This window comes from Zoogloea sp. (assembly GCF_030157465.1).
Lineage (GTDB): Bacteria > Pseudomonadota > Gammaproteobacteria > Burkholderiales > Rhodocyclaceae > Zoogloea.
Map to the genome: position 1 here is coordinate 19,622 of NZ_JAOAUU010000174.1, position 19,361 is coordinate 38,982.

Genomic DNA, 19,361 nt, shown 5'->3' on the forward strand with positions numbered 1-19,361 from the left:
GGGTTCGCCCGATGTTAGGCGCTTTCAGGAAGGCCAGCAAGCAAGCCCCTGCCGGGCACTTTCCTCCTCCCAGCCTCTGCCGTTTCGCCATGCCAGAACTCCCCGAAGTAGAAACGACCCGCCGGGGCATCGCCCCTGAACTGACCGGGCTCACCGCCACCGGCGCCATCATCCGCAACGGCCGCCTGCGCCTGCCGATACCGCCGGATCTGGACGCCATCCTTGCCGGCCAGCAGCTCGTCGCGGTGGAGCGCCGGGCCAAATACCTGCTGCTCAGGTTTTCCGGCGGCAGCCTTCTTGTACACCTCGGCATGTCGGGAAGCCTGCGCATCGTGCCGGCCGCCACACCACCCGAGAAACACGATCACATCGACATCGTCTTCGGCATGCGGGCGCTTCGGCTGCGCGACCCAAGGCGCTTCGGGATGGTGCTGTGGCAGGCCGGCGACACGCCGCATCCGCAGCTTGCCGCGCTCGGCATCGAACCCCTCGGCGACGAATTCGACGGCCCCTGGTTATATAAGGCGAGCCCCGGGCGCAAGACACCGGTCAAGCTGTTCATCATGGATGGCACCCAGGTGGTCGGCATCGGCAACATCTACGCGTCCGAAAGCCTGTTTCGCGCCGGCATCGACCCGACCACGCCGGTCGGCGAACTCGGGCCGCGTCGCTGCGCACGCCTCACCGCGTGCATCCGCGAAACCCTCCAGGACGCCCTCGCCGCAGGCGGCAGCACGCTGCGTGACTTCGTCGGCAGCAACGGCTCGCCCGGCTATTTCCAGCAGCAGTATTTTGCCTACGGGCGTGCCGGCGAACCCTGCAGGCAATGTGGCACCCCGATCCGCAAGCGCATCATGGGTCAGCGTGCCACCTTTTACTGCCCGCGCTGCCAGCGCTGAAAGCAATTCCGGTCGGGCACGATCCCGTTTATGCTGTCAATATTGGAAAACTGCGCCGGCAATGCGGCACCCGCCAGGAATGAAGCTCGTGAAAAACGCACACATGCTCGCTGAACACTTCTCGGCCTACACCCAGTGGCGCGGGGCCGTCGCGTCAGGAATCGGGGAGCTGCGCAAGTGGCTGCAGGAAAACGAGATCGGCGATGCCCAGTCCGACCTGCGCCTGCAGTACCTGCTCGACCGCCTGCGCGAGGACAAGCTGATCGTCGCCTTCGTGGCCGAGTTTTCCCGTGGCAAGTCCGAACTCATCAACGCCGTGTTCTTCGCCGGCTACGGCAACCGCATCCTGCCCTCCAGCGCCGGCCGCACCACCATGTGCCCGACCGAACTGCAGTGGAAGGAAGGCGACAAGCCCGAGATCCGCCTGCTGCCCATCGAAAGCCGCAAGACCAACGCCAGCATCACCGAACTCAAGCGCTACCCCGAGGAGTGGCAGGTTCGCACCCTCGACACCACCTCGGCCGAAAGCCTGCAGGCTGCGCTCGCCCAGGTTGGCGAAACGCGCATGGCCAGCACCGCCGAAGCCGAGGAACTGGGCTTTCCCATCGACGAGAGCGGCGATCATGGCATTCGCCCCGACGCCGCGGGCAAGGTCGAAATCCCCCTGTGGCGCCACGCGGTCATCCAGTTTCCGCACCCGCTGCTCGAACAGGGCCTGGTGATCCTGGACACGCCGGGCCTCAACGCCATCGGCGCGGAACCCGAACTCACCCTCAACCTGCTGCCCAACGCCCACGCGGTGCTGTTCATCCTCGCCGCCGACACCGGCGTCACCCAAAGCGACCTCGCCGTGTGGCGCGAGCACGTCAATGCCGGCCGGCGCCAGCGTGGCCGCATCGTTGCGCTCAACAAGATCGACGGCCTGTGGGACGGCCTGCGCAGCGAGGCCGACATCGAGCGCGAGATTGCCGGCCAGGTCGCCAGCGTCGCGGCCACCCTCGAAATCGAGCCGGACCAGGTCTATCCCGTATCAGCGCAAAAGGGCTTGGTCGCCAAGGTCAACGACGACGCCGAGCTGCTTGAGCGCAGCCGCCTTCTCCAGCTGGAACGGGCGCTGTCCACCGAGCTGCTGCCCACCAAGCGCGACATCGTTCGCGACAACACCTACGGCGACGTGACCGATATCGTCGGCCGTTCGCGCGAGCTGCTCAACGCACGCCTCAGCGGCCTGCAGGAACAATTGCAGGAACTCACCGACCTGCGCGGCAAGAACCAGAACGTCATCGAATACATGATGCGCAAGGTGCGCTCCGAGAAAAACGAGTTCGAGCAGGGCCTGCAAAAGTATTACGCCGTGCGCAGCGTGTTTTCCAGCCTCTCCAACAACCTGTTCGGCCACCTCGGCCTCGACGCACTGCGCGACGAAACCCGGCGCACCCGCGAGGCCATGCTGGACGCGGCCTTCTCCCGCGGTTTGCGCGAGGCGATGAAGGGCTTCTTCCTGCATCTGCGCGGCAATCTCAAGAAATCCACCGACGAGATCGGCGAAATTTCAAAAATGCTCGACGCCATGTACAAGCGCTTCACCGTCGAGCACGGCCTCAAGCTGGCCGCGCCAACCGCCTTCTCCACGCTGCGCTACGAAAAGGAGATCGAGCGCCTCGAGGCCGCCTTCAACAGCCAGTTCAACACGGTGCTGACCATCGTCACCACCGAGAAGCACACCCTGACCCAGAAGTTCTTCGAAACCGTGGCGGTGGAAGCCCGCCGCACCTTCGAGGTGGCCAACCGGGACGCCGAGCAGTGGCTGCGCGCCGTGATGGCGCCGCTCGAAACCCAAGTCCGCGAATACCAGCTCCAGTTGAAGCGCCGCCTCGAAAGCGTCAAACGCATCCATCAGGCCACCGACACGCTGGAAGACCGGGTGCGCGAGCTGCAGCAGGCCGAAGAACTCCTCGTTCGCCAGCTCGGCCAGCTCGACGGTCTTGCGAAGCGCATCGAACGTGCGCTGGACATGCCCCAGGCCGATGCTCCGGCAACATCCGCCCGCGCGGCCTGACGCGACAATCCATCCAAAAAACAGCGCAAAAAAACCGGACGCACTGAAAAGTGCGTCCGGTTTTTTAATATCCGGGCTGGCTGCGACCTGACTTACTTGTCGGCGGTCAGCTTGAGGAATTTTTCCATCAGATCGTCCTTGTTTTCCGGGTGCTCCGGATCGAAGGGGATGCAATCGACCGGGCAGACCTGCTGGCACTGGGGTTCGTCGAAATGGCCGACGCACTCGGTACACTTGTTCGGGTCGATGATGTAGATCTCGTCACCCTGGGAAATGGCGCCATTCGGGCATTCCGGCTCGCAGACGTCGCAGTTGATGCACTCGTCGGTAATCATCAAGGCCATTTTGCTTCCTCGTTACTCACTGTTTGTTGATCTTTGCGCGCAGCCGGGCCAAGACGCCGGGCTGCACAAATTTGCTGACATCGCCACCGAGCCGCGCAATCTCGCGCACCATCGTGGCCGAGATGAACATGTACTCGTCGGAAGGCGTCAAAAACACCGTTTCGACATCCCCGTAAAGCTTGCGGTTCATGCCGGCCATCTGGAACTCGTATTCGAAATCCGACACCGCCCTGAGGCCGCGCAGGATGACTCGGGCGCCATTTTGATGGAGAAAGTCCATCAGCAGGCACGAAAAACCCTGCACTTCGACGTTCGGATAAGCCGCCAGCACTTCACGGGCTATCTCGACACGCTCTTCCATACTGAAAATCGGGCCTTTTCCGCCGCTCGCCGCAACGCCGACGATGACCCGCTCGAAAAGCCGGGAGGCCCGTCGGACGAGATCCTCGTGCCCGCGGGTAAATGGATCGAAAGTTCCCGGATAAACCGCGATACCGTCCCTCATGGTGCTGCCTTTCCCTGTCGGCCGAAAGCGCGCGCTTGTCAGGCTGCGGGGGCAAAGAGGTGGTAATACACCTGCCCGGCCGTACCGTATTTGATTCGCGTCAATCGCTCGAGATTGTCGATTTGGTACTCCGCCTCCACGTAGACCACCCCTTTGGCACTGAGGAGATCCGGCAGCAACGGCGCTATCCGCTCAATCCAGCCCGCCCGGTAGGGCGGATCGACAAACACGACGTCGAAGGTCTGATTGGCAGAACGCGCGAATTTTAGCGCATCGCCCCGCACAATCTGTACACGCGTCGCTTGCAGGGTTTTTGCATTGGCCTGCAGCGCCGCCACGGCCACCGGGTCGTATTCGATCATCACGACCTGTTCGGCCCCTCGGGAAGCGGCCTCGAAACCCAGCGCACCGCTGCCTGCAAAGAGATCGAGACAGCGCTTGCCGTCGAGATCCTGGCCCAGCCAGTTGAACAGGGTTTCGCGGACGCGGTCGGGCGTCGGGCGCAGGCTTTTTACGGTGCGGACGTCGATCAGGCGCGAGCGCCAGTCGCCGCCGATGATACGGATGCGGCTCAACGTGCAGATCCGTTCTTCGGTGCAGCGGTCTTGTCTCCGTCGCCGCCCACCACCACGGTAACCAGGTGCTCCGGCGCAACGTGGCGCTTGAAGGCGTCGCGAATCTGCGCGGCGCTTACGGCGCGCACCCGGTCGCGCCAGGTGTCGAGGTAATCAAGGGGCAGGCCGAAGCTGCCGATCGCCGCCACCTGTTCGAGCATCTTGCGGTTGGAGTCGAGACGCAGCGCGAAACCATTGATCAGGTTGTCCTTGGCGGCCTGCAGCTCGGCCCCGGTCGGCCCCTTGGCAAGGAAATCGTCGAGGGTGGAGCCGACCACGCGCAGGGCGTCGTCGGCCTGGCTGCCCTTGGTCTGCAGGCCGATCTGGAAGGGGCCGACATCGCGCTGGGGGGCAAAGTAGCTGTAGACGCTGTAGGCGTAGCCGCGCTTTTCGCGCACTTCAGCGGTCAGGCGCGACACGAAGCCGCCACCGCCAAGGATGTAATTGCCCACCAGCAACGGGAAGAAATCCGGATCGCCGCGGCGCATGCCCGGCTGGCCGACGGCAATGTGGGCCTGGGCCGAGGGGTGCGGCACGCGGATCGTCTGGCGCTCCGGCAGCGTGGTGTTGAGGCTTGCCAGCGGCGCCTCGCCAGCGGGAAGGCCGGCGGTGAGGCGGCTGGCGATGGCTTCGGCATCGGCGCGGGAAACATCGCCGACGATGCTGATCGTGGCCCGCGCGGCGGTGTAGTAGCGCGTATGGAAATCAACGAGGTCTTCGCGGCTCAGGGACGCGACGCTTTCGACGGTCGGCAGGCGGCCGTAGGGGTGATCCGGGAAGACCGCCGCGGCGAAGCGCCGGGCCAGGATGGCATCGGGCTGGGTCGCGGCTTCCTTGAGGCCGGCGATGGTGCGCGATTTTTCGCGCTCGACGGCGGCAGCCGGAAAAGCCGGCTGGCGAATCAGCGTGGCGAGCAGGTCAACGGCGCCGTCGCGCTCGGCCGGATTGCTGAGCGTGCGCAGGCTCAGGGATGCGCGGTCCATGTCGGCACCACCGGTGATCTGGGCGCCCAGATCGGCGACGCGGTTGGCGATGGCGTCTTCGTCAAGCGTACCGGCGCCGGACTCGAGCAGCCCGCGGGTCAGGCCGGCAATCCCGGCCTTGCCTGCCGGCGCCTCGGCACCGGCGGCGCGAAAATCCACCTGCACGTCGAGAATCGGCAGCGCGCGGCTTTCTACGAAAAGCACCTTGGTGCCGCCCGGCGTGGTCCAGGTCTGGATCGCCAGCCCGGCGCGCGCGGCAGATGCAGAAAAAAGGGTTGCGACGGTGAGCGCGAGGGCAAAACCGAAACGCGTGCGGTGGGGAATCATCGATTGATCAACCTGTAGAGCTGGAGCGTTCAGTGACGGTGTGCCGCGGGCGCGGCAGCGGCCTTGGCACGGGCCTGCGGGTCCATCGGCAGGGGGTCGAGCTGGGCGACGGTGAGGGTTTCGGCGCGGAAGTATTTTTTGGCAACGGCCTGGACTTCGGCGGCGCTCACGGCACGGATACGCTCGAGCATCTCGGCGTCGAGCTTCCAAGACAAACCGACCATTTCGTCCATGCCGATTTCCATCGCCTGGCCCATCAGCGAGTCGCGCTTGTAAACCTGGCCGGCCACCGCCTGCACCTTGACCCGGCGCAGTTCGTCCTCGGAAACGCCTTCGTTCTGGATGCGGGTGACTTCAGCCAGCAGCGCCGCCTCCACGTCGGCGACGCTCTTGCCGGCCGCCGGTGCGCCGTCGAGCACGAACAGCGATTCGCCACGGGCCGAACCGTCGTAGCCGGCGCCGGCGGTAACCGCCACGCGGCTGCCGCGCACGATGTTCTTGGCAAGGCGGGCGCCTTCGTAGCCGTCGAGCACGGCGGCGAGCACCTGCAGCGCGTAGAAATCGCCATCGGCCTTTACATCACGCAGGGTGGGCACGCGCCAGGCCAGGGCCACGTAGGGCAGGTCGGCCGGCGCCTTGACCACCGTGCGACGCGGGCCGCTTTGCTCGGGTTCGGAAAGCGGCTTGCGCGGCGGCAGCGCGCGGGTCTTGATCGCCCCGTAGGTGCGCGCAGCGTCCTTGAAAACGGTCTGGTGATCCACGTCGCCCACCACCACGAGCGTGGCGTTGTTGGGCACGTACCAGCGCTGGTACCAGTCGCGGGCGTCCTGGGCGGTCATGTTGTCCAGATCGCTCATCCAGCCGATGACCGGCCGGCGGTAGGGGTGGGCCTGGAAGGCGGTGGCCATCAGCTGCTCCACCACCAGCGAACGGGGCTTGTCGTCGGTGCGCAGGCGGCGCTCTTCCTTGACCACCTCGATTTCCTTCTTGAAGGAATCGTCGGTCACCTGCAGGTTGGCCATTCGGTCGGCCTCGAGCGCCATCATCTTGCCGAGCGCCTCCTTGGGCACCTGCTGGAAGTAGGCGGTGTAGTCGTAGCTGGTGAAGGCGTTGTCGCGGCCACCCACGGCGGCCACACGCTTGTTGAATTCGCCGGGGCCCACCTTGCGGGTGCCCTTGAACATCATGTGCTCGAGCAGGTGGGCCACACCGGAAGTGCCATCCACCTCGTCCATCGCCCCCACCTTGTACCAGACCATATGCACCACCGACGGAGCCCGGCGGTCTTCCTTGACGATCAGCTTCATCCCGTTGGGAAGCGTGCTCTCGAAGGGGTTGGCCCAGGCCGGAGCGGCGAAGGTCGCGGACAGGGCGCACACCACGGCGCCGATGCGCAAACTGCGATTCATCATAGGCTCTTGAAGCATCTGGTAAAATTCAAAGGTTAAGGCCAACGGCCGAACTTGCCGCGCGGCATCATAGCGACATTCCGGCGGCCCGGCCAACCGGGTAACGCGGTCATTTCATCCGCAGCCCGTCCCGATCGACCCTCACTCTGACCCGGCACCTCATGTTTGGTTTCCTGAAGAAAACACTCAAGGGTGGCGACAAGTCTCCCGCTGCGCCGACCCCGGCGCCGGAAACAATCGTTGCCCCCGCTGCGGCGCCCCAGGCGCCCGCTGCAAGCACCCCGGAACCCGCCCCCCATCCGGACAAAAAACGCTCGTGGATGGACCGCCTGCGCTCCGGCCTGTCGCGCACCCGCGACCAGATCGGCGGCGGCCTGACCAGCCTGTTCTCGCGCCGCAAGATCGACGAGGAATTCCTCGAAGAGCTCGAAACCACGCTGCTGATGGCCGACTGCGGCGTGGATGCCACCCAGCACCTGCTCAAGGAACTGCGCCTGCGCTGGAAGCGTGACAAGCTCGAAACCGCCGACCAGCTGCAAAGCGCGCTGGCCGAAGGCCTGCTGTCCATCCTCGCCCCGCTCGAGCAGCCCCTCGAGATCAGCGGCCACCGGCCCTACATCATCATGATCGCGGGGGTGAACGGCTCGGGCAAGACCACCTCCATCGGCAAGCTCGCCAAGCATTTCCAGAACGAAGGCAAGAGCGTGCTGCTGGCCGCCGGCGACACCTTCCGCGCCGCCGCCCGCGAACAGCTCATGACCTGGGGCGAGCGCAACGGCGTAGCCGTCATCGCCCAGGAATCCGGCGATCCGGGCGCGGTGGTGTTCGACGCGATCAACGCCGCCCGCGCCCGCAACATCGACATCGTGCTGGCCGACACCGCCGGCCGCCTGCCCACCCAGCTGCACCTGATGGAAGAAATCGCCAAGGTGCGCCGCGTCATCCAGAAGGCCGAGCCCTCCGGCCCGCATGAAGTGCTTCTGGTGCTCGACGCCAACATCGGGCAAAACGCGCTCCAGCAGGTCAAGGCCTTCGACGCCGCCATCGGCGTCACCGGCCTGGTGCTCACCAAGCTCGACGGCACCGCCAAGGGCGGCGTGGTCGCCGCCATCGCCCGCCAGAGCCCCAAGCCGCTGCGCTTCATCGGCGTTGGCGAACAGATCGACGACCTGCAAACCTTCCGTGCCAAGGAGTTCGTCGACGCGCTGTTCACGCCCATCGGCGGCAGCGACACCCCGCAGGCCTGATCCACCGCAAACCGCCGCACGCAGCCAGGCGTGCGGCGCAGCATGGCATCGCCTATCCTTATGGAATGAGGGGGCTGTAACAGGCAAGACCATCCACGCCCTCCTCCAGGAGAGACGCGGATGCCAGACCCCGCCAGCCAGACGTCACCCCCGCTACCCGAAGCCCCCGCGAGCGCTCCCCGCTGGCTGCGGATCGGCCTTCTTCTGTTCATCGCCCAGGCCCTCGCCCTGTGCCTCCAGGCGCTGTTGCTGGTCCACAAGGAAGGCGAATTGCTGGTCGGCATCACGGTCTCCCGCATCGGGATTGCCGCCGACCAGGTCGACAGCGCCTTTGCCCGCGCCTCAGCCAACGGCCTGCTGCTGGGCGAGGCGCGCGGCCTGGCACGCATGCTGCCAAGCCTCATGGCCGACGACAGCGACATCGCGGCCATCCATATCTTCGATGCGGCCGACCGGCACACGCTCTTCGCCACCGACACCACCCCGTCACCGCCCGACGCCAGCGCCGCCATCCTCAAGAAAAGCGGCACGTGGTTCCGCCTCGACCCGGCCGGGCCGCTCCACGTCGGCCACCGCCTTACCGACACTGAAGGCCGGATTGCCGGCGGCGTGCTGTTCACCGTCAAGACCGACGCCCTCCAGGCCCGCCAGGAAGCCACCCGCAATGCCACCCTCGCCCGCCTCGGCCTCACGCTGGCGGGCGTTGCCGCGGCCCTGCCGCTACTGCTCCGGGCCGTCGCGCGCTTCGGCCGCCAACGCTTCGGGCTGCGCCTGCGCCTTCTGGCCGCCGCCCTGCTGCTGGCCGGCGCCAGCAGCCTCACCCTCAGCCTGCAAGCCCTGCCAAGCTTCGCCGAAGAACTGGCGCCGGCCCTCGACGCCAAGGCCCACAGCCTCGCCCGCCTGCTCGCCGGCCGCATCGGCAACGCGCTGGCCCTCGGCATTCCGTTCGACAAGCTGAACGGCGTCGAGGACTACTTCGACGAAACCCTCGATCGCCACCCGGAGATCCTCGCCTTCCGCCTCGAAGGCCCTGGTCACAGCTACAGCGCCGAGCGGCCCGGCAGCACCGGCAGCCGCATCGAAGTGCCGGTGGCAGGCAGCGACGGCCGGCTCATCGCCCAGCTCGCCACCCGCATCGACGCCGACGTGGTGACCCGCGAACTGCGCGATCTGGCCATCGACCTGGCCATCGTCTATCTCGTCGCCCTGGTGCTGTTCAACGAAGCCCTGGGCGCCATTCTCGCCAGCGACGAACTGGCCCCGGTGGCCAGCCGCGCCCGCCTGGGCCTGGCACGGCTGGCCGTGTTCCTGCTGATCCTCTCCGAAGAGCTGACCCGCGCCTTCATGCCGCTGCACATCGCCAGCCTCGCCGAAGCCGGCGGACACACCGGCAGCACCGCCATCAGCCTGCCGATTTCCGCCTACATGCTGAGCTTTGCGCTGCTCACGCCGTTTGCCGGGCGCTGGGCCGAGCGCTTCGGCGTGGCGCGCACCTTTGCCGTCGGCACCGGGCTGTCGGCGCTGGGCTTTGCCTGGGCGATGCTCGCCGGCGATTACTGGGCCTTCGTCGCCGCCCGCTGCCTGTGCGCCGCCGGCTACGCCGTAGGCACCATGGCCATGCAGCAGCACTTCATGAGTGCAGCGGCCGCCGGCGAGCGCACCCGGGCCCTCGCCCTTTACGTGGGCGCACTGCAAACAGCCGCCATCTGCGGCTCGGCCGTCGGCGGCCTGCTGGCCGAACGCTTTGGCGCTGCCGCGGTGTTTGCCGGCGCCGCCGCGCTGGGCGCCCTGGCCCTCGCCGTGCAGCGCATCGACACGCTGCCGCCGCTCGCGCCCGGCAACGCGCCCCCAAGCCGCCTGCTGGCAACGCTCAGAAACCCGGCGGTACTGGTGCCGCTCATTACCGCGGCAATCCCCGTCAAGCTGGTGCTGGCCGGCTTCCTGTTCTATCTCGTGCCCCTCGCCCTGCGCCAGGAAGGCTACGGCAGCAGCACCACCGGGCGGGCGCTGATGGTCTACTTCATCCTTGTCGCAGCCGCCAACCCGGTGGCCTCGTGGCTGTCCGACCGCTTTGGCTGGAACCGGCGGCTGGTCGCCATCGGTGGCCTGAGCATCGCCGCGGGCGGGCTTGCTGGGCTCGTAGGCGGGCCGCCGGCGCTGATTGCCGGCGTCGTGGCGCTGGGTATCGGCACCGGACTCGGCGCAGCTGCGCTACAGTCGATGGTCGGCCGCGAAGGCCCGGCCGCGCTGGTTCTGCTGCGCGCGGGCGAGCGCCTCGGCGCCGTCATCGGGCCCCTCCTCGCCAGCAGCCTGCTTACCCTCATGGCCTACGGCGGGGCCATGGCCGCCATAGGCAGCATCGTTCTCGCCGCCACCCTCGTGTTCATGCTGTCAGGCAGCACAAAGGAGACTTCGCCATGAAGCGCCAGCTCGCCGCACTTGCCCTCGCCGCGGCAGCCCTCGGCAGCGCGTCGGCAGCCAGCGCCGACCCCGCGCCCTACCGCATCACGATGCTGCTCTACCGCGGCTGCGAGGAAGCCTGCAAGGGCTTCCAGGGCTACTTTCGCCAGCACGGCATCGCCGCCGAATTCACGCTGCGCGACGCCGCCCAGGACAAGCACCGGATCGCCGGCTTCATCGACGAAGTGCGCCACCAGAAGCCCGACCTGGTGGTCACCTGGGGCACCACCGTCACCTACGAAACCGTCGGCAACTGGAAGGCCGTGGACCCGAAACGTCACCTCACCGAGCTGCCGGTGATCTTCATGATCGTCTCCGACCCGGTTGCGCTGGGCGTCGTCGAAAGCCCCGCCAAACCGCGCAAGAACGTCACCGGCACCCTCTACCTGCTGCCAATGGAAACCCAGATCAAGGCCGCCCGCAGCTATCTGGATTTCAAGCGGGTCGGCTACATCCTCAATGAAACCGAGGCCAACTCGGTGTCCACCCGCCACGAACTGCAAGCCCTCGCGCCCTCTTACGGATTCACGCTCATCGAGCGCAGCCTGCCGCTGTCGGCCGCCGGCACGCCGGACGCAAGCGCGCTGCCGGCCATCCTCGCGGCCTTCCGCGACGAGAAGGTGGATCTCATCTACCAGGGGCCGGACACTTTCCTCAACGTGCGCCGCGAACAGCTCACCGACGGCGCGCTGGCCCTCGGCATTCCGGTTTTCGCCGCCGCCGAGGCGCCCGTGCAAAAAGCCCGCGCGCTGTTCGGCGTGGTGAACAAATACGAAGACGTGGGCCGCTTCACCGCCGCCCAGGCCCTGCGCATCCTGCGCGACAAAACCCCGCCCTCGCAGATCCCGGTCGAGCTGCCGCGCAACTTCTCCTACCTCATCAACCTGCCCGTCGCCCTGCAACTGGGCCGCTACCCGCCGCTCAAGCTCCTCGATGTCGCCGAGATCATCGGCATCCAGCAGGAAGACCGCTGATGCGCATCCTCGTCTGCACCAAGCGCGACCTCCACGGCGCCCACTTCCTCAACCGCCTGCTGCCCCGGCTGGCGGGGCATGAGCTGGCCGGCATCTGGCTATCCGAAAAAAACCGCGATGCCGAAAACAGCGTGCAGGAACTCGTCGAACTGCGCTTTCTCGAGCGCACGCTGCCCCTCGACCTGCTCTTTCCGCTCATCGACGCCCTGCCCGAAACCCTGCAGGACACCGCGCCGGACGCCACCTTCGCCGGACTCTCCCGGCGCCATCGGGTGCCGGTGGAGGTCATCACCGCGCTCGACGCAGGCACCCACGCCCGCCTCGCCGCGCTGGCCCCGGATCTCGTCATCATCGCCCGCTTCAGCCATATTTTCGATGCCGCCGCCATCGCCCTGCCGCGCTTCGGCATGGTGAACATCCACCCCGGCCGCCTGCCGGAATTCGCCGGCCTCCACGCCCCGCTGCGCGCCGTGATCAGCGACACCCGCAACTTCGGCTGCAGTCTTTACTGGATCGACCCCGGCATCGACAACGGCCCGCTGCTCAGCCTCATCGAGCACCCCATCGCCTGGGATTGCTGCCTGCTCCAGCAGATTGCCGGGCTCTACCCGCTCGCCATCCCGGCCCTGCTGGCCCTCATCGACGCCTGCGCCGCCGGCCAGCGCCCCGAGGGCACCCCCCAGGACCGCAAACACCGCCATTACCGCTCGATGCCCACCCCGGCAGATTTCGAAGCCCTGCGCCAAAGCGGCCTGTGCCTCTGGCAGCCCGACGCCTACCTGGGCTGGCTCCAGCGCTACCGGCCCGCCGGCGTCACGCTGCCCGTCTTTGCTGCGCCACCGCGATGAAATTCGACCGGCAAATCTTCATCAGCTACGCCCACCTGGACAACCAGCCCCTCACGGCCGACCAGGCGGGCTGGGTGAGCCTGTTCCACAGCACCCTGCAAACCCTGCTCAGCCAGCGCCTCGGCGCGCCCGCCGACATCTGGCGCGACGACAAGCTGCGCGGCAACGACAGCTTCTCCGACGAAATCCTCAAGCAGCTCGCCGGCACCGCGATCTTCGTCTCCATCCTCACCCCGCGCTATCTCAAATCCGAATGGTGCACCCGGGAAATCCGCAGTTTCTGCCAGCAGGCCGAAGCCGGCCAAAGCCTGGTGGTGGACAACAAGGCCCGCGTCATCAAGGTGCTCAAGCTGCCCGTCGACACCGGGCAAAGCCTGCCGCCGGTGGTCGGCCAGCAGCTCGGCTACGAGTTCTACGAATTCGACGAAGACCACACCCCCCGCGAACTCGACCCGGCCTACGGCGACAAGCCCCGCCAGGCCTTTTTGCGCAAGGCCAACAAGCTCGCCTGGGATCTCGCCGCCCAGCTCGACGAGCTGCAGCGCGGCCAGCCCGCCGCCAACGACCCAGCCCCCGCCAAGCCCGCCGTATTCCTGGCCGAATGCAGCCGCGACCGCCGCGACGCCCGCGAGCGCATCGAAGCCGAACTCGCCTGCTGCGGCTACACCGTGCTCCCCGACCAGCGCCTGCCCGACGACGAGGACGAACACCTCGCCGCCGTCGATGCCCTGCTGGCCCGCTGTGTGCTCTCCATCCACCTCATCGGCAGCGGCGTCGGCCGCGTACCCGACGGCGACCGCCAGCAATCGGTGGTCGTGCTGCAGAACGAACTCGCCGCCGCCAGGAGCCGCAGCGCCGGCCTGCGCCGGGTCATCTGGCTGCCCGCCGGCCTCACCTCGCCCCAGCCCGCCCAGCAGGCCTTCATCGACGCACTGCAAAACGACGCCGCGCTGCAGTTTGGCGCCGACCTCGTCACCGGCGAGATCGAAACCGCCAAGGCCGCCATCCATGCCGCCCTCAAGCCGCCCCCGGTCGAGGCCCCGCCGCCCGCAGCCGGCACCGCGCAGCAGGTGCACCTGCTCTGCGATGCCGCCGACCGCAAAGCCGCCGTGCCCCTCATCAAGCTACTGCGCAGCCGCGGGCTGGCGGTGAGCCTGCCGGTGTTCGTCGGAGACGCCGCCCAGGTTCGCGAGGCCAACCTCCAGCTCGCGCTGGATTGCGACGCCATCCTGCTCTACTACGGCGCCGGCGACGAAGCCTGGAAATACCACCAGCAAAACGATCTGCTCAAGCTCCGCGGCAGCCCGCGCCAGCGCCCCCTGCGCGCCAGCCTCACGCTGCTCGCGCCGCCCGCCAGCGACGACAAGGAAGTCCTCCAGGCCCTCGCCGAGCCCGACGTGCTCGACGCGCTGGGCGGCCTCGACGAGGCCACCCTCGCCCCCCTGTTCACCGCCCTCGCCGAAGGGGTCAGGTCATGAACCCAAAGCCCGGCGCGCCCTACCCCGGCATCCGCCCCTTCCGCGAAGACGAAGAGTTTCTCTTCTTCGGCCGCGAAGCCCAGGTGGACGCGATGGTGGACACCCTCGCCCGCGGCCGCTTCCTGGCCGTCATCGGCAGCTCCGGCTGCGGCAAATCCTCCCTCGTCAATTGCGGCCTGCGCCCGGCCCTGCACCGGGGCCTGCTCACCCGGGCCGGCAGCGCCTGGCGCATGGCCAGCTGCCGGCCTGGCGGCAACCCGCTGCGCGCCCTCGCCGCCGCACTGGCCGCGCCCGCGGCCCTCGGCAGCGCCGCCCCCAGCGGCCCGTTCAGCCAGGCCGAACTCATTGAGGCCACCCTCGCCATGAGCCGCCTCGGCCTTGTCGAAGCCTGGCGTCAGGCCGCCCTGCCCGCCGGCACCCGCCTGCTGGTCATCGTCGACCAGTTCGAAGAGCTCTTCCGCTACCGCACTCTCACCGACCAGGCCGAGGACGGCGACCCCACCACCGCCTTCGTCAACCTGCTGCTCGAAGCCCGCGCCCAGGACGTACAGATCTACATCGTCCTCACCATGCGCTCCGATTTTCTTGGCGACTGCGCGCGCTTTGCCGGCCTGCCCGAAGCCATCAACGGCGGCCAGTACCTCGTGCCACGCATGAGCCGCGACGAACGCCGCGCCGCCATCCAGGGCCCGGCGCGGGTGTGCGGCGCCGACATCGCCCCCACCCTGCTCACCCGTCTCGTCAACGACGTGGGCGACGACCCCGACCAGCTCTCGCTCCTCCAGCACGCCCTCGCCCGCTGCTGGGCCCACTGGCAGGCCAGCGGCGAGCCGAGCCCCGTCGAGGCACGCCACTACGACGCCATCGGCACCCTCGCCCACGCCCTCAACCAGCACGCCGAAGAAATCTTCAGCGCGCTCCCCGAAACCGGCCAGCAGCGCTGCGCCGCCGCCTTTAGCGCCCTCACCGACAAAAGCACCGACAGCCGCGGCATCCGCCGCCCCACCCGTTTCGCCGATCTGGCCGCCATCACCGCCAGCACCGACGACGAACTCGCCGCCACCCTCGCCCCTTTCCGCGCCCCCGGCGCCGCCTTCCTGATGCCCCCGGCCGGCGACGCACTCTTCCCCGACACCATCGTCGACCTCTCCCACGAAAGCCTCATGCGCATCTGGGACCGCCTCTGCGAATGGGGCGAGCGCGAAGCCGACGCCGCCCGCATGCTGCGCCGCCTGGCCGACGCCGCCGAACTCCACGCCGCCGGCCAGGCCAGCCTGTGGCGCGACCCGGAACTCCAGTTCGCCCTCGACTGGCGCGAACGCAGCCACCCCACCGCCGCCTGGGCCCGCCAGTACGGCCGCGAACTGGCCCCCACGCAAAGTTTTCTCGACGCCAGCCGCCAGGCCCGCGATGCCGCCCTGGCCGCCGAAGAGGCCCGCCTGGAAGCCGAGCGCCGGGCAGAATCAGACCGCAACCGCAACCGCCGCGCCCTGCGCCTCACGATCATCGCGATCGTCGCCACCACCCTTTTCGCGGGCGTCACCGGCGTGCTCTGGAAGCGCGCCGAACACGCCGCCGAAGTGGCCATCTCGCGCCAGCTCGCCGCCCAGTCGGCCACCGAGCTGACCGGCGCCAAGCTCAACCGGGCCCTGCAACTGGCCGCCGCCGGCTTTGCCCACGCGCCCAGCTTCGAAGCCCGCGACAGCCTGCTCGCCGCCCTAGTGCGCGCCCCGCAAACCTGGACGCAGGCCGGCCAGCAAGGCGTGCTCGCCCTGGCCCACAGCCCCGACGGCACGCTCACCGCCAGCGGCGGCAAGGACGGCAGCATCAAACTGTGGCAACCGGACGGCACGCTGGCCGCCACGCTACGCGGCCACACCGATCGCGTGCTCGGCCTCGCCTTCGCGCCGGACGGGCAGCACCTCGCCTCGGCCAGCGCCGACGGCAGCGTAAGGCTGTGGAATGTGGCCACCCGCCAGCCCGTCGGCAAGCCCCTCGACGAGCACCAGGGCGCGGTACTCAGCGTCGCCTTCTCGCCCGACGGCCGCCTGCTGGCCAGCGCTGGCGCCGACCAGCGCGTGCTGCTTCGCGATGCCGACAACGGCGCCCTGCGCGTCCCCCCGCTCGTCGGCCACCAGGACACCATCACCCACATCGCCTTCAGCCCCGACGGCAGCACCCTCGCCTCGGTGGGCTACGACGGCGCCCTGATCCTGTGGAGCAGCGCCGGCGGCGCACCGCGCCAGCACGCCAGCCACCCGGCCGTGCTCAATGCCGTCGCCTTCTCGCCCGATGGCGCCCTCATCGCCACCGCCAGCGCCGACCGTCACGTACAGCTCTGGAACAGCGCCCGGCTCAGCCCCGTCGGCGAACCGCTCTCCGGCCACAGCGACGCCGTGCGCGCCGTCGCCTTCAGCCCCGACGGCCACCACCTGGCCACGGCCGGCGACAAGCACCAGTTGCTGCTGTGGAACCTGCCCCCCGGCGACACCGCCCCCCGCCTCGCAGGCGGCCATGGCGGCGACATCACCGCCGTGGCCTTCGCGCCGGACGGCCGCAGCCTGGTCAGCGGCGGCAGCGACGACGTGCTGATCCGCCACGCCCAGCCCCAACGCGGCCCCTTCGTCCAGCCCCTGCCCGGCGTGGCCGACGCCGCCTGGGCCCTGGCCTGGAGCCCCGACGGGCACCGCCTCGCCACGGTCGAAAAAGACGCCAGCCTCCGCCTTCGCGACGCCACCAGCGGCGCAGCCCTCGGCCCGCCGCTCAACGGCCACACCGCCATCACCGCCAGCCTCGCCTTTACCCCGGACGGCCAGCAGCTGGCCAGCGCCGGCCAGGACGGCCGCCTGTTGCTCTGGAACCTGAACCCGCCGGCGGCCGCGCCCACCCGGCTCCTCGACGCCGGCCCGCCGCTGCGCCGCGTCATCATCCGCCCCGACGGCCGCCAGCTCGCCGCCGCCGGCCGCGACGGCCGCATCCGCCTGTGGTCCCTGCCCGACGGCGCCCCGCTCGCCACCACGCCGGAACACGGCGGCCCGGTTGCCGACCTGGCCTGGACCCCCGACGGCAAGCTGCTCGCCAGCGCCGGCTTCGACGGCCACCTGCGCCTGTGGCACGGCAACGGCCTGCAAGCCGCCGGCCAGATCAGCCTGCCCCAGGCCGGCGCGCTCTACCGCATCGCCTGGACGGCCGACAGCCAGCACCTGGCCATCGCCAGCCAGCGCGCCGGCCTGCTGCTGTGGCAGCCTGGCAGCCCAGAGCCCCAAGCCCTGGGCAAGGACACCAGCGCCCTGCTCGAACTCACCCTGTCGCCCGACGGCCAGACCCTCGCCAGCGCCGACAAGGACGGCCACCTGCGCCTGTGGGACATGGCCACCCGCCAGCCCCTGCGCGACCCGCTGCTGCGCCACGTCGGGCCGGTGCTGGCCCTCGCGTGGGCCCCGGACGGCAGCCGCATCGCCTCGGCCGGCTGGGATCGCGGCGTCATGATCTCGCGCATCCGCCCCGCCGACTGGGCCGCGCTGGCCTGCGCCCTCGTCCGCCATAACCCGCCCGCCGCCGACGCGGGCACGCCCACCGACGGCTGCACCGCACCAAACCGTCCTTGACAACGGCAAGCCGCGATCTAGTCTGAGTAAGCAGGCTTGATTCGACTATTCAGGGCAGGCTCCTGTCATACGAAATACGCTTGCGCCGAAGCATCGCTGTCACGTTCATCGCCGTCACTCAACACACAGATCGGGAGGCTTCCCATGGCACTGATCATCCCGGGCGTCGAAGTCAAGGTCGTCAAGGAAGTCCTCGCTCCCCAGCTCGCCCCCTCCGGCGTGCTCGGTTTGGTGGGCATCGTCGAAAACAGCGCCGGCGGCCTCGGCCGGGCGGCCAGCTGGCGCAGCTTCATCGACGGCTTCGGGGGCGCCAGCGCCTTCAGCCTGCCGGAAGCTGCCCAGGCCCTTGGCAACGGCGTGTTCGAACTGGTGGTCTGCCCGGTCGCCTGCGACAGCTTCGCCAGCGTCAAGCTCCCGCCCGTGAGCGGCGCCGGCAGCGCCTTCACCCTTGTCGCCAAGGCCCCCGGCCCCTGGGGCAACGCCATCCTGGCCAGCATTGCCTCGCGCCAGGTCGCCACCGGCAAAAAGCTCGACAGCGGCGAAGACGAAACCCGCACCGTTTTCGACCTCACCGTGCGCTACGCCGGCAGCGACTACAAGGAAGTGCACCGCAATCTCTCCACCGACGCCGCCGACACGATCCGCAACGCCCGTGACGTGCTCGCCGTCCAGTCCCAGCTCGTGCGCATCGACGAAACGCGCGACAAGCTCAAGATCCCCAAGGACAGCCCCGACACCACCGCCGCCGGCGCGGCCTATGCGCTTGCCGGCGCCACCGACGCCGACGCCGGCGCCTACCGCCAGGCCCTGGCCCTGCTCGAAAACGAAGCCGACGTGGACATGGTGCTGGTCTCGGTCCAGGACACCACCGACATCACCCGGGTCGGCGGCATCTATGCCGATGTGATCAGCCACTGCAACCGGCTCAGCGCCCTCAGCCAGGGCCGCATCGGCTTTGGGCAGGTGCCCGGCGCCACACCCAAGGCCATCGCCACCGCGGCCGACAAGCTCATCGCCTCCCTCGTCTCCGACCGCTTCGTGCTGGTCGCCCCGGCCGGCGTGGTGGGCGCGGTGGCCGGCATGACCGGCAGCCTCGACTACTTCCAGTCGCCCACCTTCAAGCGCCTGTCGGGCCTTGGCGAGCCCTCCCCGGCCCTCGGCGTCGAATCCCAGCAGGAGCTTCTGCGCAAGAACGTCGTCCCCGTCGTCGCCCAGCGCGGCCGTGGTGTCATCGTCCTGCGCGGCCTCACCACCGACAACGACCAGATCAGCGTGCGCCGGGTGGCCGACCACGCCGTGCGCGGCATCAAGACCATCGGCGAACTCTTCATCGGCCGCCTCAACAACGAGGAAGGCCGCGGCGCACTCAAGCAAAAGCTGGTCGAGTTTCTGGTGCAGATGCAGAAGGAAGGCGCCATCGTGCCCTCCACCGACGGCACCGACCCCGCTTTCAAGGTGAACGTGTATTCCAGCCAGCAGGATTTCGCCCAAGGCATCGTGCGGGTCGACCTGGCAGTGCGCCCGGTACGCGCCATCGACTACATCTACGCCACCGTCCTCGTCCAGGTTTAAGCCGGGCCGCCGCACCCTGACCGGATTCGCCAAC

14 protein-coding genes are annotated in these 19,361 nt (G+C 68.5%); 9 read left to right on the forward strand and 5 right to left on the reverse strand.

What is annotated here, in order from left to right; all coding sequences use genetic code 11:
* Positions 1–89 precede the first annotated feature (89 nt).
* Positions 90–899, forward strand: coding sequence for a bifunctional DNA-formamidopyrimidine glycosylase/DNA-(apurinic or apyrimidinic site) lyase (mutM, locus tag Q1W26_RS21190; RefSeq protein ID WP_300444822.1), 810 nt, complete (start codon positions 90–92; stop codon positions 897–899).
* Positions 900–1,002: 103 nt separating this feature from the next.
* Positions 1,003–2,958 (forward strand): dynamin family protein, encoded by a 1,956-nt coding sequence (locus Q1W26_RS21195; RefSeq protein ID WP_300445001.1) that lies wholly within the window; start codon positions 1,003–1,005, stop codon positions 2,956–2,958.
* Between the two features lie 92 nt (positions 2,959–3,050).
* On the opposite strand, the gene Q1W26_RS21200 is transcribed toward Q1W26_RS21195, so the two are convergent.
* The 5 genes from Q1W26_RS21200 to Q1W26_RS21220 are packed head-to-tail and all read right to left on the reverse strand — an operon-like array spanning position 3,051 to position 7,140.
* Complete coding sequence (locus tag Q1W26_RS21200; RefSeq protein WP_299869192.1) at positions 3,051–3,302, reverse strand: YfhL family 4Fe-4S dicluster ferredoxin; 252 nt, start codon at positions 3,300–3,302, stop codon at positions 3,051–3,053.
* Between the two features lie 16 nt (positions 3,303–3,318).
* Positions 3,319–3,807 (reverse strand): pantetheine-phosphate adenylyltransferase, encoded by a 489-nt coding sequence (coaD, locus tag Q1W26_RS21205; RefSeq protein ID WP_300444826.1) that lies wholly within the window; start codon positions 3,805–3,807, stop codon positions 3,319–3,321.
* Positions 3,808–3,845: 38 nt separating this feature from the next.
* On the reverse strand, positions 3,846–4,382 hold the full coding sequence (gene rsmD, locus Q1W26_RS21210) for a 16S rRNA (guanine(966)-N(2))-methyltransferase RsmD (RefSeq protein WP_300444829.1): 537 nt from the start codon (positions 4,380–4,382) through the stop codon (positions 3,846–3,848).
* Positions 4,379–5,731, reverse strand: a complete 1,353-nt coding sequence (locus tag Q1W26_RS21215; RefSeq protein WP_300444832.1) for a pitrilysin family protein — start codon at positions 5,729–5,731, stop codon at positions 4,379–4,381. Before Q1W26_RS21215 ends, rsmD begins: the two co-directional genes overlap by 4 nt.
* Before the next feature lie 29 nt (positions 5,732–5,760).
* Entirely contained in the window at positions 5,761–7,140 is a 1,380-nt protein-coding gene (locus tag Q1W26_RS21220; protein WP_300444835.1) for a pitrilysin family protein, read from the reverse strand.
* 161 nt (positions 7,141–7,301) lie between these two features.
* On the opposite strand from Q1W26_RS21220, the gene ftsY reads away from it, so the two are divergent.
* The 7 genes from ftsY to Q1W26_RS21255 all read left to right on the forward strand — a co-directional run bounded on the left by ftsY (position 7,302) and on the right by Q1W26_RS21255 (position 19,327).
* Positions 7,302–8,387 (forward strand): signal recognition particle-docking protein FtsY, encoded by a 1,086-nt coding sequence (ftsY, locus tag Q1W26_RS21225; RefSeq protein WP_300444839.1) that lies wholly within the window; start codon positions 7,302–7,304, stop codon positions 8,385–8,387.
* Between the two features lie 120 nt (positions 8,388–8,507).
* Positions 8,508–10,808: an MFS transporter gene (locus Q1W26_RS21230; protein ID WP_300444842.1), complete on the forward strand. Its 2,301-nt coding sequence runs from the start codon at positions 8,508–8,510 to the stop codon at positions 10,806–10,808.
* Positions 10,805–11,821 (forward strand): ABC transporter substrate-binding protein, encoded by a 1,017-nt coding sequence (locus Q1W26_RS21235; RefSeq protein ID WP_300444845.1) that lies wholly within the window; start codon positions 10,805–10,807, stop codon positions 11,819–11,821. The genes Q1W26_RS21230 and Q1W26_RS21235 overlap by 4 nt, the downstream gene beginning before the upstream one ends.
* Positions 11,821–12,669: a formyltransferase family protein gene (locus Q1W26_RS21240; protein WP_300444848.1), complete on the forward strand. Its 849-nt coding sequence runs from the start codon at positions 11,821–11,823 to the stop codon at positions 12,667–12,669. Before Q1W26_RS21235 ends, Q1W26_RS21240 begins: the two co-directional genes overlap by 1 nt.
* On the forward strand, positions 12,666–14,147 hold the full coding sequence (locus tag Q1W26_RS21245) for a toll/interleukin-1 receptor domain-containing protein (protein WP_300444851.1): 1,482 nt from the start codon (positions 12,666–12,668) through the stop codon (positions 14,145–14,147). Before Q1W26_RS21240 ends, Q1W26_RS21245 begins: the two co-directional genes overlap by 4 nt.
* A complete protein-coding gene (locus Q1W26_RS21250; protein ID WP_300444854.1) occupies positions 14,144–17,755 on the forward strand; it encodes a hypothetical protein in 3,612 nt (1,203 codons plus the stop codon). The genes Q1W26_RS21245 and Q1W26_RS21250 overlap by 4 nt, the downstream gene beginning before the upstream one ends.
* A 144-nt stretch (positions 17,756–17,899) precedes the next feature.
* Positions 17,900–19,327, forward strand: a complete 1,428-nt coding sequence (locus Q1W26_RS21255) for a phage tail sheath subtilisin-like domain-containing protein (RefSeq protein WP_300444857.1) — start codon at positions 17,900–17,902, stop codon at positions 19,325–19,327.
* Positions 19,328–19,361: the final 34 nt, after the last annotated feature.